Below are 23456 nucleotides of genomic sequence, written 5' to 3' on the forward strand. Positions count from 1 at the left end.
TCTCACCTACTGGCATCCGACAACTCCTCGAGCGATTCGTGCAGCAGCGACGTCAGCACATGCACGTCGGGCATGGCATCGCGGTCCGCATTCAAACCGTAGTAGATCTTTCCGTCGTACGACGTCAGCGCGACACTCAGGGCCTGATTCTTGAGCAACGGCGAGACCGGATACATCCCGAGCAGTCGTGCCCCTCCCAGATACAGCGGATACTGCGGCCCCGGAGCGTTGGTGATCATGAGATTGAACACGCGCTGCGAGAAACCCGACGCGACGCGCACTCCGACCGCGTGCATGGTCGCCGGCGCGAACCCGGACAGCCGGATCATGGACTGCGCCGCGACCCGCCTGCGCTCCCGCGCGTACGCCTCCCCGGCGTGGGCGATGTGCGACAGCCGCACGACGGCGTTCGGCTCCCCGACCGGGAGGTCGACGAGGAACGACGACACCTCGCCCTGAGGATGCACCGTGGTCGTCCCGTCCGTACCCTCGCCGCCGGCGTCACGCACGTAGACCGACATGGGAACCATCGAGCGGACGACGGTGGCCTCGGTCAGCGGCTCGCCGCGGGAAAGCAGCCAGTACCGCAGTGCCCCGGCGATGACGGCGAGCACCACGTCGTTGACCGTGCAGCCGTATCGGGAACGAATCTTCCGGTACGGCTCGAGGTCGGACTCCACGACAGCGAAACGCCTGCTGCGGGAAATCGACGCGTTCAGCGGCGATTCGGGGGCGGACTGCGCCGCGGTGCGGGCGATACGGCTCACCGCGTCCACGGTTTCGGTGAGCGTGGACGCAAGGTTGCCCACCGCCGACCGCACCGCGGCCACGCCTTCACCGGGCCGCGCGACCAGTTCGGCGAGTGCTCCGACGAGCAACGCCGATTCCGACGGTTCCTGCTCCGGCATCCACAACTCTTCCGGCACCTCGCGCGGAATCGCGTCCCGGTCGAACAGCACCTGGCCGATCTCGAGCGACTGCTCGGCGTCGACCAGCGCCGAATGAGACTTGGTGAACACTGCGCAGCGGTCGCCGGCAAGCCCCTCGACGACGTACATCTCCCACAGCGGGCGGGTCCGGTCGAGGGGTCTCGAGATCAGCCGGGCGACGAGGTCGTGCAACTGATCGTCGGTGCCCGGACGCGGGACCGCGGATCTGCGGACGTGGTACGTGATGTCGAAGTCCCGGTCGTCGATCCACACCGGCCGGGAGAGCCCGAAGGCCACCTCACGCACTTTCTGGCGGTAACGCGGAACCTCCGCGAGCCGCTGCTCGACCAACTCGAGCACCCGGTCGTAGTGAACTCCCCCGTCGGGCGGCTCGAGAATCGCCAGCGAGCCGATGTGCATCGGCGTGTTGCTCGTCTCCAGGTAGTAGTACGACGCGTCCTGCGCCGTCATCCGACTCGTCATTGCCGAACGTCCCCCTCACTTCCGGGTTGCCCGGATCGTCCTGCGGCGATGCCGAAGAGAACAGCCAATTCGGCCATCACGGTGTGGGGACCATCATGGTGGACGCCGACCATCCCCGCAGCCACGGCGCCCCGCACGTTGCCCGCCAGGTCGTCGACGAAGACGCATTCGGAAGGTGCGAGCCCGAGGCGTTCGGCGACGAGCCGGAAGCTCTCGGCATCGGGCTTGGCGACCCCACATCCCCCGACAGCACCACCTCGTCGACGAAGGTCCCGGCGAGATCCCGCAACCATTGCGCGTGCGGGCCACCGGGATCGTTGCTCAGGATCGCGGTGCGCACCCCGCGGCGGCGCAACTCGGCGACCACCGCCGCGAGTGCCTCGGGGTCCGTATCCGGGCCGGCGAGCACGCCACCGAAGTCGAGCACCAGTCCACGCAGCACGGCCTCACCCTAGATGTTTCGCCGTCCGCGCATAGACGGACCTGCGGGTGAGCCGCGGCGTCAGACCCGCAGGCTCGCCGCCATTGCCGCGAGCGCCTGCCGGCGGGGCATCGTCACGAGGGTGTCGAATTGTGCGCGATAGTGCTCGCTCGGTACGTAGGTCGGTCCGTTGTTCAGATTCTCGAGTGCGCCCCGGGCGACGTCGTCCGGGTCCATCAGGTGTCGCAAGGTTGCCGGATCGATACCCTGAAGCCGCGGTGCCTCGGTGTCGGTCGCTCCCGGACAGAGTGTCAGCACATCGATCCCCGCGGGAGTCAGCTCTCCCCAGAGGCCTTCGCCGAGCGCATTCACGTAGGCCTTCGTCGCCGAGTACGCGGCAGAGTACGGGCAACCGAGGAGTCCTTCCACCGAACTGGTGAACACGACACCGCCACGGCCACGTCGCCTCAACCGCGGAACGAGGGCATGCGCCAACCGTGTCGGTGCCTGGCAGTTGACCGCGAGCATGGCGGCGAGCGCGGCCGTGTCACCGTCCTCGAACGGGCCCTTCACCCCGAACCCGGCATTGCTGACGAGCAAACCGATGTCGGTGGTCGCCTCTTGCTCGAGCAGTCGGTCGACGGCGGCGGGATCCGAGAGATCCACTTCGTGCACAGTCACCTCGACGCCGTGCCGGCAGCGGAGTTCGGCCGCGAGCTCCTCGAGCCGGTCGAGTCGGCGCGCGACGAGTATCAGGTCCAGACCGGCTTCTGCCAGATGGCGGGCGAACGACCGGCCGATACCGGACGACGCACCGGTCACCAGAGCCGAGGGGCCGTATCTGAACACGAAGTCCCCGGCGACGGCACTGTCTTCGGTCATGCGTTCTCCGGTGTTCGAAGGGACAACCTCTTGTACCGCAACCCACGGGCAAATATAGTTCCGGAAATGGAGAATAGCATTCTTGCCAAAGTCGCGCTCGTCACCGGCGCCAGCCGAGGGGTGGGGGCGGCGACGGCTCTCGCTCTCGCCGACGCCGGATACGCGGTGGCCTGCGCCGCCCGCTCGACGCGAGCCGACCCTCGCCGCACGCCCGGAACGCTCGACGACGTCGTCGACGCTATCCGTGCCCGTGGAGGCACCGCGATCGCCGTGCCGGTGGACCTGTCGGACCGCGAACAGGTCGCGGCGATGGTCGAACAGACCGTCGCCGAACTCGGGCGTCTCGATGTGCTGGTCAACAACGCGGGCGTCACCTTCGTCGGCGACATCGACGTCCCGCTGCGTCGCCACGATCTGGTGATGGCGATCGACCTCGATGCCCCGCTGATCGCCATCCGTACTGCCGTCCCGCACCTCCGTGCCGCCGGTGGGGGTCGCATCCTCAACGTGTCCTCCCTGGCCGCGCTGAAACCTGTGCCGGGCCTGATGTCCTACGGCATCGCCAAGGTCGGGCTCGAAAGGATGACGATCGACCTCGCTCGGCAACTCGCACCGGACAGCATCGCCGTCAACTGCTTCCGCATCGACGCTCCGGTCGCATCGGAGGGCACTCTCGCCAACCTGCCGGGCGTGGACCACAGCACCTTCGAACCGAGTTCCGTGGCCGCCGAGGGCATCACCTGGATGGTCGACCAACCCGCCGAGTACTCCGGGCGGCTCGAGAGCATGGTTCACCTCGCTCATCGCGAAGGGATCATGCCTACGGTGGCGTCACGGCCCCTCACCCCGACCGAAATGTTCACCGGCGTCCACGACAACCAGCAGAGCGTATTCGTGGACGGCTGACGCAGAGTGCACATCGCACCCGGCCGCGTCGCGGTGGCGACATCACCCGGGCCGGCCGCGAGATGTACGGCGAGCGCGGACCCGCCGGATATGTCACGATATCGGCGGTCCGTCCTCTCCCGGACCTCATCGCGCCGCACAGGCGCGATCCCTGCACCGGCCGCCGAGCCGGCGCCGTCCACGCCCGGGAGACATGACATGACGGATCTGCACACCGGCCGCTACGTACGCCGCATCCCTCGCTTCGAGCCGCCACCACAGGAATCGCAGCCTCCCGGGCAGTGCGTCCGGTGCCGGCCCCACGCCGCGCCGCGCGCCACGCCGCACGACGGGCGATCCGGCCGTCCCGCCGGTTCGGCTCGCACCCCGGTCGCGCACGCCGACGCAGTACCTCGGGTCGATGCCACCGCGCACAGGTTCGCGGAGGTGGCCCTGCGGCTTATCCTCGAGGTCGTCGACGGGCGACGCGCCGTCACCCAGCTCGCGGCGGTACTCGAACCGACGCTCGTCGAGGCGGTCACGGCGTCGCGCACCTCCCCGACCGGGGTTGCGGGAGCCGCGGTGCTGCTCCGGACCCGGGTGCACGCGGTCGACGCGGACACCGCGGAGGTGTTCGGCACCTACGCCCGGGGCGACCGCGTGTACGCGGTGGCGGGACGGATCGCGCGCCGGACGCCGAAGCCGAAGTCGCCTCACCCCTGGACGATCACGACCCTGTGGCTCGGATGAGCCACAGGGTCGTGAAGGAGTTCACCGACGGTCAGTGCCGGCGGCCGGACTTCGCGTCGCGTCGCGCAGCCGCACGACGTTCCTTGCGGGTGCCGGCATGCGCGGCCGGTGCGGCGCCGTCGCCACCACTGCGACGTGCGACGTGCGCACGACCGTCCTCGGCGGGGCCACTGTAGGTGAGACGACGTTCGCCCTCGTCCAGACCCTGTGCGCGCAGCACGGCGGGAGCGGGCGCGGGCGCCGGCTGGGCGGGTGCCCGAGACGGAACGGGCTGCCCGACCGGGGGTGCCGTCCGGGACGCAGCGGCAGCGGACGCCGGTGTCACCGACACCCCGTTGCCCGCGGCAGCCTGCGGCTGCGCCGCTTCGACCTTGAGGTTGAACAGGAAGCCGACCGACTCTTCCTTGAGGCCCTCGAGCATGGCGGTGAACATGTCGAAGCCCTCGCGCTGGTACTCGACGAGCGGGTCGCGCTGCGCCATCGCGCGCAGGCCGATGCCTTCCTTCAGGTAGTCCATCTCGTAGAGGTGCTCACGCCACTTGCGGTCCAGGACCGAGAGCAGGACCCGCCGCTCGAGTTCGCGCATCGCGTTCTCCCCGGCCAGCGCCTGGAGTTCCGCCTCCCGGCGCGCGTACGCGGCACGGGCGTCGTCGAGAAGCGCCTCACGCAGGTCGTTGCGGTCGAGATCCTCGTTCTCCGCGAGCAGCGTCTTGTAGTCGATGCCGACGGGGTAGAGAGTCTTGAGCGCGGTCCACAACTGCTCGAGATCCCAGTCCTCGACGTAACCGTCGGCGGTGGCGCCGTCGACGTAGGCCGAGACCACGTCGGTGAGCATGTGCTGCACCTGGCCCTCGAGATCCTCGCCACGAAGGATGCGGCGACGCTCCTCGTAGATGACGGTGCGCTGCTGGTTCATCACCTCGTCGTACTTGAGGACGTTCTTGCGGATCTCGTAGTTCTGCTGCTCGACCTGGGTCTGCGCGCTCTTGATGGCCTTGGAGACCATCTTCGCCTCGATCGGGACGTCGTCGGGCAGGTTGAGCCGGGTCATGATCGACTCCAGCGCAGCGCCGTTGAAGCGTCGCATCAGCTCGTCGCCGAGCGAGAGGTAGAAGCGCGACTCCCCCGGGTCGCCCTGACGGCCGGAGCGGCCACGCAGCTGATTGTCGATACGGCGCGACTCGTGACGCTCGGTGCCGAGCACATACAGGCCGCCGGCCTCGCGCACCCGGTCCGCGTCTTCCTTGACCTGCCGCTGCACCGCGGGAAGGGTCTCGTCCCACGCGGCCTCGTATTCCTCCGAGGTCTCGACCGGATCGAGTCCCCGCTTGCGCAGCAGGGTGTCGGTGATGATGTCGGGGTTGCCGCCGAGCACGACGTCGGTACCACGACCGGCCATGTTCGTCGCGACGGTGACCGCGCCGGTCCGCCCGGCCTCCGCGATGATCTGCGCTTCCTGCTCGTGGAACTTCGCATTGAGGACGTTGTGGGGAACGCCGCGCTTGGTGAACTGCTTCGACAGGTACTCCGAACGTTCGACGCTCGTGGTACCGATCAGGACCGGCTGGCCCTTCTCGTGGCGCTCGACCACGTCGTCGACGACGGCGGCGAACTTCGCTTCTTCCGTCTTGTAGATCAGGTCGCCCTGGTCCACCCGGACCATCGGACGGTTCGTCGGGATCGGGATGACGCCCAGGTCGTAGATCTGGTGCAGCTCGGCAGCCTCGGTCTCGGCGGTACCGGTCATGCCCGAAAGCTTGTCGTAGAGCCGGAAGTAGTTCTGCAGCGTGATCGTGGCGAGCGTCTGGTTCTCGGCCTTGATCTCGACGTGTTCCTTGGCCTCGATCGACTGGTGCATGCCCTCGTTGTAGCGGCGTCCCGACAGCACGCGGCCCGTGAACTCGTCGACGATGACGACCTCGCCGTTGCGGACGATGTAGTCCTTGTCCTTGGCGTAGAGCTCCTTGGCCTTGATGGCGTTGTTCAGGTAGCTCACGAGCGGCGAATTCGCCGCTTCGTACAGGTTGTCGATACCGAGCTGATCCTCGACGAATTCGACACCGGCCTCGTGCACACCGACCGTGCGCTTACGGATGTCGACCTCGTAGTGGACGTCTTTCTTGAGCAGCGGCGCGATGCGCGCGAACTCGGCGTACCACTTGCTCGACGCGTCGGCGGGGCCCGAGATGATGAGCGGGGTGCGCGCTTCGTCGATGAGGATCGAGTCGACCTCGTCGACGATCGCGTAGTTGTGGCCGCGCTGGACGAGGTCGTCGAGCGAGTGCGTCATGTTGTCGCGCAGGTAGTCGAAGCCGAACTCGTTGTTCGTGCCGTACGTGATGTCGGCGTTGTAGGCCGCACGGCGCTGCGCCGGAGTCATGCCGGACAGGATCACGTCGGTTTCGAGTCCGAGGAACCGGTGCACACGGCCCATCCACTCGGAGTCGCGCTTGGCGAGGTAGTCGTTGACGGTGACGACATGGACGCCGTCTCCCGAGATGGCGTTGAGGTATGCCGGCAACACGCAGGTCAGGGTCTTGCCCTCACCGGTCTTCATCTCGGCGATGTTGCCGAAGTGCAGGGCGGCGCCACCCATGATCTGAACGCCGTAGTGCTTCTGACCGAGGACGCGGAACGACGCCTCCCGGGCGGTCGCGAAGGCCTCGGGAAGCAACTCGTCGAGCGATTCCCCATCCTGGTAGCGGTGACGGAACTCGTCCGTCTTGGCCCGCAGTTCGGCGTCGGTCAGGGCTTCGAACTCCGGGGAGAGGGATTCGACATGCTCGGCGATCTGCTTGAGCCGCTTGACCATGCGACCTTCACCGATCCGGAGCAGCTTCGTCAGCGACAGCACTGGTGTGTTCGTCCTCAATCTCGGGTACCTGCACGGACAAGAAATCCGGCCGAGGCCTTGCGGACCCCGGCCGGATTCCATGGTAGGCGTTCTCCCGGAGTTACTGCGACGGCGTCACGCCGCAGTTGCTCCGGGCACTGCTCAGACGAGCTTGATGAGACCGTAGTCGAAAGCGTGGCGCCGATACACCACGGACGGCTTGTCGGTCTCCTTGTCGTGGAACAGATAGAAGTCGTGACCGACGAGTTCCATCTCGTAGAGGGCGTCGTCGACCGTCATCGGCTCGGCCTTGTGCTCCTTGACGCGGACGATCCTGCCGGGACCTTCGGGTTCCTGCTCCTGGCCGTCGAGCGGCAGATCCGGCGAGATCGCGAGTTCGTCGTCCTGCGCCAGCGCCGCGGTGGCTTCCGCGACGGAGACGGGGGTCTTCTCGCCGTACGACACCTTCCGGCGTTCCTTCGTCCGCCTCAGCCGGGATTCGAGCTTGGCGATCACCGATTCGAATGCCGCGTAGAAACTGTCGCCGGAAGCTTCCGCGCGAACGACCGGTCCCTTGCCTCGCGCCGTGATCTCGACTCGCTGGGCGCTCTTCCTCTGTCGGCGGTTGCGCTCGTGCTGCAACTCGACATCGAAGTGGAAAATCGTCGGATCGAATCGTTCGATTCGAGCAATTTTCTCGGACACGTAGATCCGGAAGTGATCCGGCACCTCTACGTTGCGGCCTTTCACGACGATCTCGGCCTGGGGGCCTTCCGTGGTGGCGTCTGCCTCGGCAACGGAAGCCTGGGTCTTCGAAGGGGTCGTCACAAGTACCTCCCGAGTACGGCCGGTGCCAACTGCGCACCGGCATGTTCGATGAGCGCGATAGCGCCCGCCCGGAACCGGAAGAATGGGCGTTACACCCTTCTACCTGTTCGTTTCCGGGTCTGAGGGCAACGGTAGTCGGTCTGCCGGACGCATGCCATCGTTGCGGTCCAATTCACTTTTTGGACACCCGCCGTTACCACAGCGGCCTCATGCGTGTGCTGTAACGAGCATTCCGACGGGGTCGAAACCGCCCCGGCGCAACACCCGCACGGACTCCGCAGCGGTGGCTCCCGTGGTGACGATGTCGTCCACCACGAGCACCTGCCGCGTCCGCGGAACACCTCCCTCCTCAAGCCGGATCCGGCCGGCGAGGTTGCGGCGGCGCTCGGCGGCGGACAAACCCACCGAGTCCCGTACGCCCCGGGCCGAGACGAGGAGCGGATGCACGAACAGATGCGGGTCGTGGCTCGCCGCAACCTGCGCCGCGCGCGAGACAGGGTCGCCCCCGCGCGCTCGGGCGGACCGCGCACGAGTGGGAGCCGGTACGACGGTCGTCGGCCCCGGGGGCAGTTCACCCCACCGGCGCAGGCGTGACACCGCCACCGCCCAGGCGAGTCCGAGGGGGTCGGCGAGATCCCGGCGGCCGCGCTCTTTCGCGGCGACCACCGCGCGCCTCCGAGGACCGGCGTACGGGCCCAGACTCCACACCGGTACTCCCGGGTCGCCCCGAAGCCGGACCAGCGCCGGTGGATCGTTCAGCACCCGCGCACACGCGCGACACCATGCGGTCCCGCTCGCACCGCACCCACCGCACGCAAGGGGCAGCACGAGGTCGAAGAGGGACGACAGCATTCCGGCAGTGTGACGTCCACCACCGACAGGTTCGAGGGGCTGTGTCAGCCCGGCAACACCGGGATCGCAGTCAGCCCGGCAAGCCCCGGGACCTCGCGCCAATAGCGGTCGTCGGCGGGATCGCGGTTGTTGAGCTGGAACACCGCACGCGAGTCCGCGACGAATTCGGCGGTGGTGGACGCCTCGACGGCGATGACGGGCGGCGTCAGGTTCCGGCTGGGCAGCGCGTCCGTCCGGGACCCGTCGACCGCGATCTGCACGACCGGCATGTCGGACGCCGCCCGCGAGACCACGACGGTATCGGGGGTACTCCAGTCGAGCGAGAGCGCCGGCCCTCCGAGGCCGAACCCGATCTCGCGGGGGTTGGTGAGGGAGAATTCGCCGTTCGGCGTCTGCACGACCGTCGCGACATATACGCGTCCGTCGATGATGAGCGCGGCTCGTACCCCGTCCCGCGACAGCCGGAGTTCGGTGATCCGTCCGCCTACCGCCCGGAGGGCGCCCGCCTCGACGCCCACGACGGTGACGCGGCCGGTGCCCGGCTCCCGCACGGCTCTCACCACCGCCATTCCGTTGACCACCGCCCAGACGGAGGTGTCGTCCGGCGACCAGGTCGGGCGCGTGATCGAATTACCGTCGACCGCCGGTTCGGCGACGTCGTCGCCGTACGCGCCGACGATCAGCTGCGTGGCGGGCTCGGGTGCGACGCCCCCGGTCTCCGCGACCGCTGCCACGAGTTCGCCGTCGCGCGAGAGCGCAATCGATTCCAGGTTGGCGGCGGAGCCGAAGAACCCGGGAACCGGGGTGACACCTGTCTCGGCCACCCCCACCAGGCCACCGCGCAGGAGCGCGTGCAGACCGATGGTGGCACTCGAGGTGGCCAGGGGGTTCATGGACGCGACATCGGCGGTCGTCCACCCGTTGGGGAACCGTTCGTCGAGTGGCTGGTGATCCGCCAGCAACACGTACGGACCCGAGATGTCGGCGTTGGCGAGCGTCCAGACCACCTGCGCGGCGAGCAGTTCCCGGTCTTCCTTGCTCATCGCCCCGATGCCCTGGAAGTCGACGCGGATGCCACCGAGCCCGACACCGACCTGCCCGGTGCGCCCGTCGGCCTTGGTGACGGCACCGACCACAGTGACGTCCTCGAGCAGGTTCCGCACGGCAGGTTCCAACGATGCCTTCGGCCCCTCGACGAGCAGGCCGATCAGCTGGGAGGCGGTCTGTTCCGGACTGCCGGTGATCCACCGCGGGTCGGGAACGACCGTCTCGCCCGCCGGTTCGACGAAGTACAGCGAACGTCGCTGATAGCTGTTGAGGAAGCGTGGCCGATCCATGATGACCCCGTCGGGCATCGCGTCGATCCGCCACTCACCGTCGGTCCGCACGAGCGTGAACTTCGCTTCGAATTCGCCGCCGGCCGCCCGGTAGACACCGCCTTCTTCCAGGTAGCCGACGATGTTCGCGCGGACGACGTACGTCGCCCGGTCACTGTTGCGGTTCTCGACGAGAACGTCGACCTTGTCCACGATCGTCGCACTCGCCGCGTCGTCCCAGCGTCCGGACATCTCCGGGGTGAGGAATTGCCGGGCCGCGACGTGCCGGTTCGTGGGTTCGGTGCTGGCCTGCAGGAAATCGCGGAGCAACAGATCCGGTTCGCGGCCGGGGACGGGTGCGCTGACCTCGGTGGTCGCGGGTGCGGGATCGATGGTGCCGATGGCCTGCGGAGACGACGAGTCGGGCAGGGTCGCGCACCCGGAGACGACCAGCGCCGCCACGCACATCACCACGGTGAGCGCGGTACGGATCCGTGCGGCGCGGGTCATGTCGGCGCTCCTTCCGAGGGTGACGGCGTCGAGTTGTCCACCCCACCGGCACCGTCGGCCGAGACCTCCGCGGAGGAACCACCGGCCGGTTCGTGTCCGGGAGACTGCGGCGGTTTGCCCTGCACCGCGTGGACGGCGCCCGGCACCAGGGGGACGGGGCTGCGTCCGACCTTCCGGCCGCGTTCGCGCGGCAACGTCAGCCGGAAGCTCGCGCCCCGGCCCGGTTCGCCCCACGCCTCGAGTTTTCCGTTGTGCAGGTTGGCGTCTTCGACGCTGATCGCGAGGCCGAGACCGGTACCACCGGAACGGCGCACCCGCGACGGGTCGGATCGCCAGAAGCGGTTGAACACCAGCTTCTCCTCACCCGGACGCAGGCCGATGCCCTGGTCGCGGACGACGAACGCCACCGCGTTGTCGTCGGCCCGCAGGCGGAGCAGAATCGGTTTTCCTTCACCGTGGTCGATCGCGTTGGCGAGAAGATTCCGCAGGATCCGTTCGACTCGACGTGGATCGACGTCGGCCTCGACGGGTTCGGAAGGCATGTCGACGATCAACTCCGTCGACGTTTCGCGGGCGAGGTGGCGCACCGTGGACACCGCGGCCCGGGCGCACATGCGGACGTCGAGCCGTTCGGAGGCGAGCTCGGCGACACCCGCGTCGTGGCGGCTGATCTCGAGGAGGTCGCCCAGCAAGCCCTCGAACCGGTCGAGTTCGGCGACGAGGAGTTCGGACGCGCGTTTGAGCGAGGGATCCAGCTCGTCGCTGCCGTCGTGGATCAGATCGGCGGCCATCCGCACCGTGGTGAGCGGGGTACGAAGCTCGTGGCTCACATCGGACGTGAACCGCTTCTGCAGGTTGCCGTACTCCTCGAGCTGGGTGATCTGCCGCGACAGGCTCTCGGCCATCTCGTTGAACGACATGGCGAGTCGCGCCATGTCGTCCTCGCCCCGCACCGGCATGCGTTCCTTGAGGCGGCCGTCGGCGAACCGCACCGCGATGCGGGAGGCGGAGCGGATGGGCAGCACCACCTGGCGGGCGACGATCATCGAGATCGCGGCGAGCAGCACGAGCAGGACACCCGCGCCGACCACCAGCGTGCCCCGAACGAGCGCGAGGGTGCGTTCCTCACCGCCGAGGGGGAACACCAGATACAGCTCGAGCGTCGAGATGGCCGAGTCGGTGGGGCTGCCGATGATCAGTACCGGGCCGGTATAGCCGTTGGGGTTCGAGACTGTGGCGAATTGGTATGCGACCTGCCCGTTCTGGACGAAGGCGCGCAGATTCTGCGGGATCTGCTCGGCCGGCCCGCTCGCGGTGGGCGCGCGCGGACCGTCGCCCGGAACGATGAGAACCGGGTCGAACGTGCCGGCGACGCCGGTGTCCTGACCGCCGTCGCTACCGCGGCTGGTCAGGGTCGCGGCGGCGCCGTCGAGCCGGACCGCCAGCGAGCCGGAGTCGTCGGCTCCGGCGAGCTGTCCTTCGACCAGCGCGCGGGAGCGGTCCATCTCCTCGGTCGCGGCGTCGATCTTGACTTCCAGAAGCCGGTCGGTGATCTGGCTGATGAGCACCACGCCGAGCACGAGCATCACGATCAGCGACAGCGTGAGGGTCGAGACGACCACACGTAGCTGGAGCGATCGTCGCCAGGTGTGCGCGAGCCTGCTGCTCATGGCCCGCGACCACCTTACGAGCGGCAGCGTTCTCCGTGCGATCCGCCGCCGCAGAGGTTGACCACGGATCACGGCGGTCCGGCCTTGTAGCCGACCCCCGCACCGTGAGCACCGCTTCCGGGTTCTCGGGATCCTTCTCGACCTTCGCCCGCAGGCGCTGGACGTGAACGTTCACCAGACGGGTGTCGGCTGCGTGCCGGTAACCCCAGACCTGTTCCAGGAGCACCTCACGGGTGAACACCTGACGCGGCTTGCGCGCGAGCGCCACCAGCAGGTCGAACTCCAGCGGGGTGAGCGAGATCAGTTCGTCGCCGCGGGTGACCTTGTGTGCCGGAACATCGATGGTGATATCGCCGATGGAGAGTACTTCGGCGGGTTCCTGCTCGGTGCGGCGCAACCGGGCGCGCACGCGCGCCACCAGTTCCTTCGGCTTGAAGGGCTTGACCATGTAGTCGTCGGCGCCCGACTCGAGTCCGAGAACCACATCGACGGTGTCGGACTTGGCAGTGAGCATCACGATGGGCACGCCGGAATCGGCGCGGAGCACGCGGCAGACGTCGATGCCGTTCATGCCCGGAAGCATGAGATCGAGCAGGACGAGGTCCGGGCGGATTTCGCGCACGGCACCGAGCGCCTGCGTCCCGTCGCCCACCACGAACGGCTCGAATCCTTCGCCGCGCAGCACGATTGTGAGCATTTCGGCGAGTGCTGCATCGTCGTCGACTACCAGAATCCTCGGCTTCATAAGCTCTATCGTGTCACCCCTTCACCTTCGTGAAGCAGATTTGAGATGCGAACGGCGAGTTGTTGCGTATCGGTCTCGGCGCCCGCCACGATCCACCGTGACATCCAGTGCCGCTGCGCCAAGCCGTCGTACACCTCTCCGGTCCGGTACTGGAGGTCGCCGTCGCGTTCGTACGCGTCGCGTTCCCGCGCGGCGTCCGACTCCGCGCGACTCCTGGCCCGTTCTGCGGCGAGCGCGACAGGGACACGCAGCAGCACTTGCAGATCGGGCACGGGAAGCGCGAAGCGTTCGTATTCGAGGTTCCGGATCCACTCGACCGACGGCCCTGCGGCATCCTCGTGGCGCCGGGCCGCGGTGTACGCCGCGTTGGACGCGACATAGCGGTCGAGAAGCACGATGTCGTTGGCAGCGAGGAGTTTCCGCAGTTCGTCGGCGGCGTCGCGCCGATCGAGTGCCCACAGCAACGCCATCGCTTCGACACTCGACGCGGTGTCGCCGTGCTGTCCCCGCAGCGCCTCGGCGCCCAGATCGGCGTGGATCGATCGGCCGTAGCGGGGAAACGCCAGTGTGGCCACGCGCGCCCCCGCGGCGCGCCACGCCTCGACGAGGCCGGCGGACAATGTCCGCTTTCCGGCCCCGTCGAGACCTTCGACGACAATCAGACCACCCATAACGCTGCGCTTCTCGCCGCCGATCTCGGAATCAGTAGCGGTAGTGCTCGGGCTTGTACGGGCCCTCGACGTCCACGCCGATGTACTCGGCCTGCTCCTTGGTCAGCTTCGTCAGCTTGCCGCCGAGCGCCTCGACGTGGATCTTGGCGACCTTCTCGTCGAGGTGCTTGGGCAGGCGGTAGACCTCGTTGTCGTACTCGTCCGGCTTCGTCCACAGTTCGATCTGCGCGATGACCTGGTTCGCGAACGAGTTGCTCATCACGAACGACGGGTGACCGGTCGCATTGCCGAGATTGAGCAGACGTCCCTCGGACAGCACGATGATCGAATGTCCGTCGGCGAAGGTGAACTCGTCGACCTGCGGCTTGATGTTGATCCGCGTGACGTCGGCGGACCGCTCGAGGCCGGCCATGTCGATCTCGTTGTCGAAGTGACCGATGTTGCCGAGGATCGCCTGGTGCTTCATCGCCTTCATGTGCTCGAAGGTGATGATGTCCTTGTTGCCCGTCGAGGTGATGACGATGTCGGCCTGGCCGATGAAGTCTTCGACCGTCACGACGTCGTAGCCGTCCATGAGGGCCTGCAGCGCGTTGATCGGATCGATCTCGGTGATCGACACACGTGCGCCCTGGCCGCGCAGCGCCTCGGCGCAGCCCTTGCCCACGTCGCCGTAACCGCACACCAGAGCTGTCTTGCCGCCGATGAGCACGTCGGTGCCGCGGTTGATGCCGTCGAGCAGCGAGTGCCGGGTGCCGTACTTGTTGTCGAACTTGCTCTTGGTGACCGAGTCGTTGACGTTGATCGCCGGGAACGTCAGTTCGCCGGCGGCCGCGAGCTGGTAGAGGCGCAGCACACCGGTGGTGGTCTCCTCGGTGACGCCCTGCACCGACGCGGCGATCGCCGACCACTTGCCGGCGTCGGCCTCGAGCGAGTTGCGCAGCAACTGCAGGAACACCTTGTACTCGGCGGAATCGTGCTCTTCGTCGACGGGCGGGACCACGCCGGCCTTCTCGAACTGCGCGCCCTTGAGCACGAGCATCGTGGCATCGCCACCGTCGTCGAGAATCATGTTGGCGGGTTCACCGGGCCAGGTGAGCATCTGCTCGGCCGCCCACCAGTACTCCTCGAGGGACTCGCCCTTCCATGCGAACACCGGCACACCCTTGGGTTCTTCGGGCGTGCCGTGCGGGCCCACGACGATCGCGGCCGCAGCGTGGTCCTGGGTGGAGAAGATGTTGCACGAGGCCCATCGGACCTGTGCGCCCAGCGACACGAGGGTCTCGATCAGTACCGCGGTCTGCACGGTCATATGCAGCGAGCCCGAGATCCGTGCGCCCTTCAGCGGCTGCACCTCGGCGTATTCGCGACGCAGCGACATCAGTCCCGGCATCTCGTGTTCGGCCAGGCGGATCTCCTTGCGCCCGAATTCGGCGAGGGACAGATCGGCGACCTTGAAATCGAGACCGTTGATCCGGTCGGCGACGAGCGTGGTGTCAGACACGTGCAAATGCCTCTTCCTGTCGGCAGACAATTCTTCGAACAAAGCAGTTGCAACCAGGCTATACAACCTGCGGCGTCACGGTACGGCCGGTACGAACGGGCGGGTCGCGGTCAGCCGGGCACCGCAGCCTTCTCCACGAAGGGAACGAGCAGGTCGGCGAGGTCGGCGGCGACGTCGTTGCCCGAGACCGGCGGCATGGAGATGAAGCTCAGCGCGACCCGCACGATCGCGCGGGCCAGGATGCCGGCGTCGGTGCCGGACGCCGACACCCAGCTGTGCTCGAAGGTGTCGGCGAGCCGGACCGAGCCCCGCTCGAGGATCGGCGCGACATCGGTGGTGATCAGGCGCAGCAGATCGGGTTTGGCCTCGCCGTGGAGCAGCGACCGCACCAGCGGATCGGCCGCCGACGCCGTGAAGAACGACGTGAATCCTCCGACGAGGGCCGCACGCGCGTCGCCGACGTGCGCGTATACCGAGTCGGCCACGGCGTCGACGAATTCGTCGACCAGGCGCAGCGCGTAACCCTGGGCCAGCCCCTGCCGCGACGAGAACTCCTTGTACAACGTCTGCCGGCTGATTCCCGCGGCGCGCGCGACGTCGCTCATGGTGACGGCCGACCAGTCGCGCTCGAGGAGCAGGTCCCGCATCGCGTCGAGAATCGTCGAGCGCAGGAGCACCCGGCTCGCCTCGTGGAACAGCACCCGCGCGGACGACGCACCGGCGGTGTCACCCGGCGAGGTGGTCACACCGTTGCCGTTCGGCGACACACCCCTGCCGTCGCTGCCGCCGCTACCCGGTTGCGCACTCGCCATGGCCGTGACGCTCTCACGGCTCCGCGTGCGCGTCAAAGCCGAACGAGATGTCCTGTCGACGGCTGTTCACCGCCGGACGATCTCGATCATCTCGAAGTCGGCCTTGGCCGCACCGCAGTCCGGGCACGACCAGTCGTCGTCGATGTCCTCCCAGCGCGTCCCCGGCTCGATCCCCTCGTCGGGCCAGCCGAGCTTCTCGTCGTACTCGAAGCCGCAGACCAGGCAGCGGAACAGCCGGAATTCGGTGCTCATCGCGCATACTCCTCGAAATCGATCTTCTCCCGCACCCCGCAGTCGGGGCAGCACCAGTCGTCGGGAAGGGCATCCCAGGCGGTGCCGGCGGGAAATCCTTCGCGCGGGGCACCGAGCGCTTCGTCGTAGACGAAGTCGCACACCGGGCAGCGGTACGCAGTCATCTGGGGATCAGTTCCCTTCCTGGGCAGCGGCGCCGTAGCGGGCGAGGATCGCTTCGCGCTTGCTCGGCTGGATGTTGACCCGCGTGATGTCACCGTCGTAGTGATCGAGCACCCGGGGGTCCATGACCTTGCGCCACAGCGGCGGAATGTAGGCGAGCCCGATCATCGTGGCGTACCCGGCGGGCAGATTCGGCGACATCTCCATGCTCCGCAGCGTCTGGTAGCGGCGGGTGGGGTTGGCGTGATGGTCGCTGTGCCGCTGCAGGTGGTAGAGGAAGATGTTGGTCACGAGGTGATCGCTGTTCCAGCTGTGGGCGGGACTGCACCGTTCGTACCGGCCGTTGGCGGTGCGCTGCCGGAGCAGACCGTAGTGCTCGAGGTAGTTGACCGCTTCGAGCAGCGCGAAGCCGAAGACCGCCTGGATCACCAGATAGGGCGCGATCCCGATCCCGAAGACTGCGATGAGGCCGCCGAAGAGCACAGCCGAGAGTGCCCACGCGCTGAGCACGTCGTTGCGCAGGCTCCACACGGGCTTGCCGAGCCGCTCGAGGCGGGCCCGCTCGAGCCGCCACGCGGAGCGCACGCTGCCGACGACCGTGCGCGGCAGGAACGCCCAGAAGCTCTCGCCGAAGCGAGCGGATGCCGGGTCCTCCGGTGTCGCGACGCGGACGTGGTGTCCCCTGTTGTGCTCGATGTAGAAGTGGCCGTAGAACGATTGTGCGAGGGCGATCCTGGACAGTCGCCGTTCCAGCTCGACCTTCTTGTGGCCCAGTTCGTGCGCGGTGTTGATACCGATACCGGCGACGACACCGACGGAGAGCGCCAGGCCGATCTTCGACGCGATACCGAGGCCGCCGTCGATGCCGAGCCACGACAGGTTGTCGGCCGACCAGAGGTAGCAGGCGAACACGAGGCTGGCGAACTGGAACGGCAGGTAGATGTACGTGCAGTACCGGTAGTAGCGGTCGTTCTCGAGCGCTTCGACGAGTTCGTCCGGCGGGTTCTCACCGTCGGGCCCGACGAACAGGTCGAGCGTCGGGACCATCACGTAGACGAGCAGCGGCCCGATCCACCACAGCGCCGGGGTCACCGCCTGCCAGCCCAGTGCGTTTCCGGCCCAGATGAGCGCGGTGGCAAGGAAGAGCGCGGTGGGCGGGACGAGGCCGAGCAGCCACAGTTTCTTCTTGCGGTCACGCCATTGCACATCCGGCATGTCCAGCGGGCTCGCCGCCGAGTCCGTACTCATGTCTGTCTCCTCGTCACCCGTGTGGGTCACCCGGCCGGACATCCCGACGTCGTGACACACATCACTGTGATCTGGACTATAGGACGGATCGCGTCCGAGGTCTAGACATTCTTGAGGATTTGTAAACTGCCACACGCGCAGCGGGGCGGCAGAGGAGCCCCGTACAGGGAATGCCCGTCACCGCACGGTGACGGATCGACGGTCGTACCGGAAGAACCGTCAGTCGCGAGACAGTGCCGGGAGTTCACCGAGGCGCGCACGGAACACCTGTGCGCCGTCCGCGCGGCCCCGCACGACCGTCTCCGGGTCGGAATGCGACAGCCACACCGAATCACCCGAGTCCAGGTCCACGGTCGTTCCGGCGCACTCGACGCTCACCGCACCATGGGTGCACAGGAGGATCTGCGGGCCGCCGGGAGCGATCACGACTTCGTCGCCCGGTCCGGGTTCGACGCGAGAGAGCGCGAACTCCGGTGCCGGGGTCCGGTACCGCCACTCGAACGGTCCGATCTGCTCGGCATCGAGAATCGGCACCGCTGCAGAACCGAAATCGAGCACCCGCAGCAGTTCCGGCACGTCCACGTGCTTGGGCGTCAGACCGCCGCGCAGGACGTTGTCCGAGTTCGCCATGATCTCGACGCCCATGCCGTGCAGGTAGGCGTGCAGATTGCCGGCTGCCAGGTAGAGCCCCTCACCGGGCTCGAGGGTGATGCGGTTGAGCAACAGCGACGCCAGGACCCCGGCGTCGCCGGGATAGAACTCGGCGAGTTGCAGCGTGGTCCGTACTTCCTCGACGAACTCCCGCCCGTTCTCCGTTCCCGTGAGGTAGCCGACGCACCCGTCGAGCACACGAGGCAGCAAGGCCAGCAGCGCAGTGGGAGGCAGAGTGATCCACGTGGTGAACAGCGCCCGTAAGCCGTCGGAATCCGGTTGCCCGGCAAGCAGCCCCAGATACGGTTCGAGTTCGGGCACGTGCAGGGCCTCGAGCAGCGCAACGGTGCGATGCGCATCGCGGAATCCGGCGAGCGCCTCGAACCGCGTCAACGCGACCACCAGTTCGGGTTTGTGGCTGGCGTCCTTGTAGTTGCGGATGGGCGAATCGATCGGCAATCCCAGTGCGTCCTCGCGGGCAAAACCCTCGGCCGCCTGCCGCGCACTCGGGTGCGCCTGCAACGACAACGGTTCCTCCGCTGCGAGAAGCTTGAGCAGGAACGGCAGCCGCGTCCCGAATCGCTCGACAGTGTACGGACCGAGATGCCCGTGCGGGTCGGCATCGAGGACCTCGAGCAGCGAAAGCTTCTCGTCGGTGGGAAGAATCACCCGCGCCGGGTCCGCGGGATGCGCCCCGAGCCACAGTTCGGCTTCCGGGTGATCGGACGGCACCCTGCGGCCGCACAACGTCGCGATCGCGGTGCGCGAGCCCCATGCGTACGACCGCACCGCCCCCTCGAGTGAGTGCACTATCGTCCCCCGGCCAGTCTCAGATAGGCCGCCGCCATGTCGATTCGCACCATCAATACCGCAATCTGCTCGAGCACGGGAGGGACCGTGTCGGATTCGAATTCCCCTACCACCGATACCAGCTCGGCGTCGGGTAGCGCAGCACCCCGGCGCTGCGCCGCGAGCCGGTCGGAATCCGTACTGAACACGAAGACGCGTGCCGGCGCGAGCGGGGCCGGACCGTCCAGTTCTTCGTCGTGGAACAAGGGGTCGTATCGCTCACCGGCGGCCGTGAGGACCTCGATCAGTCGCTCACGAGCGGCCAGCACATCGGGCAGCGCCGCAGCGGACGCGACGACACCCGCACCCTGGAGCAGCGACTCCGACGCGTGTCGTGCCAGCGCGACAGTCACCGGACGGTCCCCCGCGACGATGACCCGCCGCGACTGCATGCGTACCGCGAGGGATTTCGCCGGATTGTGGAACACCTCGTTCGAGGGGTGATCGCGGAGCGCCTCCTGATCGACCGCGTCCGCGAGCCGGGCGAGGTCCACCCGGAGGGCGTCCCCCCGCAGCACGTCGCGCATGACCGCGAGGACGGCGTAGAACACGGCGACGTGCCGTGCCAGCGCATACCGAGCCGGCACCTGCACGCGCGGAGCCAGGAGCACCGCCCGTCCGGCTGCGACAGCCCGCACGGGACCTTCCTCGGGGGCGTCGACGATCACTTCGGCGCTGCGCCTCAGGGCCGCATCGATCGATCGTGCGAGTTGCGGATCGCCGGGATCGTTTCCGGCCACCACCACGACGTCCAGCGCACCCACCCACGGCGGTGTCTCCGGGGCGTACACCAACGGGGCAGCGGCGTGCTCGGCGAACAACGACACGACCAGTTCGGCGGCGCGGCTCGACCGTGCGTCGGTGCCGACGAAGACCACGCTGCGGGGCCGCACATCGGCGAGGCCGTCCAGAAGCCGTTCGTCGACGGCGGTGGCGACCGCACGGATCTGCGCTCCGCCGAGAGCGGCGCTGCGCAGGACGCCGTCGACGTCTGCTGCGATCACTCCGTCCACGTCGTCGAAGTCGAACAGCGGCAAGGGTGCCGTCACGACCGCGTCACCTTCCTTCCGCCCGCCCTGGGGCCCCCACCCCGACGCCGAGCACCTCGATTATTCCCCGCGCGACTACCTACGTCACGCACGCACAACAGCAAGAATCTCCTCGACCAGGGCATCGACCTCGTCCTGGGTCCGCGCCTCCACGTTGAGCCTGAGCAGCGGTTCGGTATTCGAGGCGCGCAGATTGAACCACGCATGATCCGGAAGGTCCACGGTGACGCCGTCGAGGCGGTCGACGGACGTGGCGCGGTCGGAGAACGCGGCGATGACGGCCTCGGTGCGGTCGGCCGCATCGGCGACCGTGGAATTGATCTCGCCCGATGCCGCGTACCGGTCGTAGGACGACATGAGGTCGGACAGCGTGCCGTCGTGCGCTGCCAGAGCCGCGAGGACGTGCAGCGCTGCGAGCATGCCGGAGTCGGCGCCCCAGAAGTCGCGGAAGTAGTAGTGCGCGGAGTGCTCGCCGCCGAACACCGCGTCGGTCTCGGCCATCTGCTGCTTGATGAACGAGTGCCCCACCCGGGTGCGTAGCGGAACGCCGCCCTGCTCCAGGACGAGTTCGGGCACGACGCGGGAGGTGATCAGGTTGTGGATGATCGTCGCTCCCGGCTCCTTCGCGAGTTCCCGGTCTGCGACGAGGGCGGTGACCGCCGACGGGGTGACGGGTTCGCCGCGCTCGTCGACGACGAAGCACCGGTCCGCGTCGCCGTCGAAGGCAAGGCCCACGTCGGCGCCGGACTCCACGACGAGCCGCTGCAGGTCCACGAGATTGGCGGGATCGAGGGGGTTGGCCTCGTGGTTGGGGAACGTGCCGTCGAGTTCGAAGTACAGCGGCACCAGATCGATGGGCAGCGGACCGAAGACCGCGGGCACCGTGTGCCCGCCCATTCCGTTGCCCGCGTCGGCCGCAACCTTGAGCGGCCGCATCTGCGACAGATCCACCAGCCCGCGGAGGAACGACGCGTAGTCGGCGAGCACGTCGCGCTCGCTCACGACACCGGGCGTTCCGTCGTACTCGGGGACGCCGTCGACGAGTTCGGCGGAGATGATCGCGAGTCCCGTCTCCTGCCCGACCGGCTTCGCGCCCGCGCGGCACAGCTTGATGCCGTTGTAGGCCGCCGGATTGTGGCTCGCGGTGAACATCGCACCGGGCGCGTCGAGCAACCCGGATGCGAAATACAACTGGTCGGTGGAGGCCAGCCCGATCAGCACGACGTCGAGGCCCTGCGCGGTGACCCCGTCGGCGAATGCCTGCGACAGCTTCGGCGACGACTCACGCATGTCGTGCCCGACGACCACACGGTCGGAGGCGCCTTCACTCCGGATCAGACGCGCGAACGAGGCTCCGACCTCGCGGACGAAGTCCTCGTCGATCTGCTCCCCCACGACACCTCGGACGTCGTACGCCTTGATCACGGCTGACACCGACTCGGCAGATCTCGCCACTTGTTCCGCTCCTGCTACTCGACTCGAGCCGCGCCATCCTTCGTGACACGGCCCGTGGTCAGCCTAGTGCGAAGCCGTCAGGACGTGGGGTCGGGAAGGACCCGCAGATGACCGCGGCGTCCTGTACGCCCCGCGGGAGCGACTGCGACGCGCGGCGAACTCTCCGGTTGCGCAGCGTCGGTTTCACCACGGACACGCTCACCGAGTCCGGCTTCCCGCACGGCCTCGGCCAGCGCTGTCAGGTCGTCCTCGTCCGGCGTACCCGACGAGAAAGCACCCTCGTACCGCACCAGTTCCCACCCCTTGGGGGCGGTGATTCGCGAACCGTGCGTTTCGCACAGGTCCCACGAGTGAGGTTCGGCAACGGTGGCCAGTGGACCGACGACAGCGGTGGAATCCGAGTACACGTAGGTCAGCGTCGCAACAGCTGGGTTCTTGCACCCAGGCCGGCAGCATCGACGCAGTGTTCTCACGGGAGGGAGCGTAGCGCGCCGGAGCCCCCGGGACTATTCGGACACACCGTTTCGAGCCCACGGATTTTTCGTGTCGTAGTGTCCACTACATGGCCCGTGCACGTCGTTCCCGCCCGCTCTCGTCCCGATCCGTGACGCGGCGCGGCCGGGGAATTCGGGGGCCGGTGTTTCCGCACGAACTCCCCGTGTGGAAGTCGAGAGCCGAGAAGTTCGACCTTCTGGTGCTGACGGCGTTCGCCCCCATCGACTCGCGCTGGCACGCGCGCCTCACCAAACTCGACATCGCAGTCGACGAAGTGCCCAAGATCCGTGCTCGCGATCCCGATACGGTCAACTGGCCGGACGAGGTGGTTGCGGACGGACCGGTCCCGCTGTCGCGTCTCGTGCCCGCCGGCATCGATCGCCGAGGTGCCGCCACCCGCGCTCGCATCGTGCTCTTCCGCCGGCCGCTCGAACTCCGCGCGAAAGACCCGGAGGATCTTGCCGATCTGGTCCACGACGTGCTGGTGCACCAGGTCGCCACCTATCTCGGCATCGAACCGGAGGTCGTCGACCCCGGACTCGGAGGATTCGACGAGGAGGAGTGACCTCGGTTCCACCCCGTCGGCGCCGACGAACACGACGGCGACTCGGGAAGACCGACGCAGACAGACGAAAGCCGGGTTGCTCGACCCCCGTCGATCAACCCGGCCTTCGCCACGCGGCTTCCCTGGAATACCGGACCCGGGCCCGAACTCCCCGTACCGGACCCTGCGTCCCGTCAGATGATGCCGCGCTTGAGGCGCCGCCGTTCCCTTTCCGACAGTCCACCCCAGATACCGAACCGCTCGTCGTGAGCGAGGGCGTACTCGAGGCATTCGCCCCGAACTTCACACCCCAGGCAGATGCGCTTGGCCTCCCGTGTGGAACCACCCTTCTCGGGGAAGAATGCTTCCGGGTCGGTCTGCGCACAGAGTGCGCGCTCCTGCCACTGTTCGTCGCCCTCCATGAGGTCGTCGAATCCCGAAACGAGATTCAGGATCGGTGCCCCACTATCCGGCTCGTCACAGACACTCTCGACTGCAGTTCCGATCCGAACGATCTCGAATCCCTCGCGCTCGTCGGCCATAGGTCGCCTCCTCAACTGCAGCGCCGATCTTTGGACCGGGGATCTCCCCCGCGGCCACCCCTCGAACCTTCGTTCGAAAGCGGGTCCCCGCAATCGATCTCGATCCGAAAACTCGGAATGA

The 23456-nt window shown here is 67.7% G+C and carries 21 protein-coding genes and 2 pseudogenes; 3 read left to right on the forward strand and 20 right to left on the reverse strand.

Going from position 1 to position 23456, the window contains the following annotated elements:
- Positions 1-2: 2 nt before the first annotated feature.
- From ACLQ3J_RS16490 to ACLQ3J_RS16500, 3 genes and pseudogenes are all read right to left on the reverse strand, one after another.
- Positions 3-1412: a WS/DGAT/MGAT family O-acyltransferase gene (locus tag ACLQ3J_RS16490; RefSeq protein ID WP_169619790.1), complete on the reverse strand. Its 1410-nt coding sequence runs from the start codon at positions 1410-1412 to the stop codon at positions 3-5.
- Positions 1409-1851 (reverse strand): annotated as a pseudogene (locus ACLQ3J_RS16495) (HAD-IA family hydrolase). The gene ACLQ3J_RS16490 and the pseudogene ACLQ3J_RS16495 overlap by 4 nt, the downstream one beginning before the upstream one ends.
- A gap of 63 nt (positions 1852-1914) precedes the next feature.
- Positions 1915-2715: an SDR family NAD(P)-dependent oxidoreductase gene (locus ACLQ3J_RS16500; RefSeq protein WP_425903920.1), complete on the reverse strand. Its 801-nt coding sequence runs from the start codon at positions 2713-2715 to the stop codon at positions 1915-1917.
- 66 nt (positions 2716-2781) lie between these two features.
- Here ACLQ3J_RS16500 and ACLQ3J_RS16505 point away from each other — a divergent pair, with 66 nt between their 5' ends.
- Both ACLQ3J_RS16505 and ACLQ3J_RS16510 read left to right on the forward strand, forming a co-directional pair.
- A complete protein-coding gene (locus ACLQ3J_RS16505; RefSeq protein WP_425903921.1) occupies positions 2782-3621 on the forward strand; it encodes an SDR family NAD(P)-dependent oxidoreductase in 840 nt (279 codons plus the stop codon).
- A 198-nt stretch (positions 3622-3819) separates the two neighbouring features.
- Positions 3820-4350, forward strand: coding sequence for an Rv3235 family protein (locus ACLQ3J_RS16510; protein WP_425903923.1), 531 nt, complete (start codon positions 3820-3822; stop codon positions 4348-4350).
- 31 nt (positions 4351-4381) lie between these two features.
- Here ACLQ3J_RS16510 and secA read toward each other — a convergent pair whose 3' ends face one another.
- From secA to ACLQ3J_RS16590, 16 genes and pseudogenes are all read right to left on the reverse strand, one after another.
- A complete protein-coding gene (secA, locus tag ACLQ3J_RS16515) occupies positions 4382-7204 on the reverse strand; it encodes a preprotein translocase subunit SecA (RefSeq protein WP_296551240.1) in 2823 nt (940 codons plus the stop codon).
- A gap of 141 nt (positions 7205-7345) precedes the next feature.
- Positions 7346-8011: a ribosome hibernation-promoting factor, HPF/YfiA family gene (gene hpf, locus ACLQ3J_RS16520; RefSeq protein WP_169619793.1), complete on the reverse strand. Its 666-nt coding sequence runs from the start codon at positions 8009-8011 to the stop codon at positions 7346-7348.
- A gap of 207 nt (positions 8012-8218) precedes the next feature.
- Positions 8219-8863, reverse strand: a complete 645-nt coding sequence (locus tag ACLQ3J_RS16525; protein ID WP_425903924.1) for a ComF family protein — start codon at positions 8861-8863, stop codon at positions 8219-8221.
- Between the two features lie 44 nt (positions 8864-8907).
- Positions 8908-10689: an MtrAB system accessory lipoprotein LpqB gene (gene lpqB, locus ACLQ3J_RS16530; RefSeq protein ID WP_169619795.1), complete on the reverse strand. Its 1782-nt coding sequence runs from the start codon at positions 10687-10689 to the stop codon at positions 8908-8910.
- The gene (mtrB, locus tag ACLQ3J_RS16535) at positions 10686-12359 is read right to left on the reverse strand and encodes an MtrAB system histidine kinase MtrB (RefSeq protein ID WP_240951962.1); all 1674 of its coding nucleotides are present in this window, start codon (positions 12357-12359) and stop codon (positions 10686-10688) included. The genes lpqB and mtrB overlap by 4 nt, the downstream gene beginning before the upstream one ends.
- A 68-nt stretch (positions 12360-12427) precedes the next feature.
- Positions 12428-13104 (reverse strand): annotated as a pseudogene (gene mtrA / locus ACLQ3J_RS16540) (MtrAB system response regulator MtrA).
- A gap of 5 nt (positions 13105-13109) precedes the next feature.
- Positions 13110-13775 (reverse strand): dTMP kinase, encoded by a 666-nt coding sequence (locus ACLQ3J_RS16545; RefSeq protein ID WP_169651682.1) that lies wholly within the window; start codon positions 13773-13775, stop codon positions 13110-13112.
- A gap of 31 nt (positions 13776-13806) precedes the next feature.
- Positions 13807-15276: an adenosylhomocysteinase gene (gene ahcY / locus ACLQ3J_RS16550; protein ID WP_169619798.1), complete on the reverse strand. Its 1470-nt coding sequence runs from the start codon at positions 15274-15276 to the stop codon at positions 13807-13809.
- Between the two features lie 110 nt (positions 15277-15386).
- Complete coding sequence (locus ACLQ3J_RS16555; protein WP_169619799.1) at positions 15387-16088, reverse strand: TetR family transcriptional regulator; 702 nt, start codon at positions 16086-16088, stop codon at positions 15387-15389.
- Positions 16089-16154: 66 nt separating this feature from the next.
- Positions 16155-16340, reverse strand: coding sequence for a rubredoxin (locus ACLQ3J_RS16560; RefSeq protein WP_169619800.1), 186 nt, complete (start codon positions 16338-16340; stop codon positions 16155-16157).
- Complete coding sequence (locus tag ACLQ3J_RS16565; protein WP_169619801.1) at positions 16337-16504, reverse strand: rubredoxin; 168 nt, start codon at positions 16502-16504, stop codon at positions 16337-16339. The genes ACLQ3J_RS16560 and ACLQ3J_RS16565 overlap by 4 nt, the downstream gene beginning before the upstream one ends.
- 7 nt (positions 16505-16511) lie before the next feature.
- Complete coding sequence (locus ACLQ3J_RS16570; RefSeq protein ID WP_169651681.1) at positions 16512-17750, reverse strand: alkane 1-monooxygenase; 1239 nt, start codon at positions 17748-17750, stop codon at positions 16512-16514.
- 219 nt (positions 17751-17969) lie between these two features.
- The gene (gene manA / locus ACLQ3J_RS16575) at positions 17970-19211 is read right to left on the reverse strand and encodes a mannose-6-phosphate isomerase, class I (RefSeq protein WP_425903927.1); all 1242 of its coding nucleotides are present in this window, start codon (positions 19209-19211) and stop codon (positions 17970-17972) included.
- Positions 19211-20299, reverse strand: coding sequence for a tobH protein (locus ACLQ3J_RS16580; protein ID WP_425903929.1), 1089 nt, complete (start codon positions 20297-20299; stop codon positions 19211-19213). Before ACLQ3J_RS16580 ends, manA begins: the two co-directional genes overlap by 1 nt.
- An 84-nt stretch (positions 20300-20383) precedes the next feature.
- Positions 20384-21754, reverse strand: coding sequence for a phosphomannomutase/phosphoglucomutase (locus ACLQ3J_RS16585; RefSeq protein ID WP_296550429.1), 1371 nt, complete (start codon positions 21752-21754; stop codon positions 20384-20386).
- A gap of 77 nt (positions 21755-21831) precedes the next feature.
- Positions 21832-22227, reverse strand: coding sequence for a DUF3499 domain-containing protein (locus ACLQ3J_RS16590; protein WP_169619806.1), 396 nt, complete (start codon positions 22225-22227; stop codon positions 21832-21834).
- Positions 22228-22316: 89 nt separating this feature from the next.
- Here ACLQ3J_RS16590 and ACLQ3J_RS16595 point away from each other — a divergent pair, with 89 nt between their 5' ends.
- Positions 22317-22814 (forward strand): metallopeptidase family protein, encoded by a 498-nt coding sequence (locus tag ACLQ3J_RS16595; RefSeq protein ID WP_169619807.1) that lies wholly within the window; start codon positions 22317-22319, stop codon positions 22812-22814.
- Between the two features lie 173 nt (positions 22815-22987).
- On the opposite strand, the gene ACLQ3J_RS16600 is transcribed toward ACLQ3J_RS16595, so the two are convergent.
- A complete protein-coding gene (locus ACLQ3J_RS16600) occupies positions 22988-23215 on the reverse strand; it encodes a WhiB family transcriptional regulator (RefSeq protein WP_169619998.1) in 228 nt (75 codons plus the stop codon).
- Between the last annotated feature and the right edge of the window lie 241 nt (positions 23216-23456).

This window comes from Rhodococcus sp. DT1 (assembly GCF_049844875.1).
In the GTDB taxonomy this organism is placed as follows: Bacteria; Actinomycetota; Actinomycetes; order Mycobacteriales; family Mycobacteriaceae; genus Rhodococcus.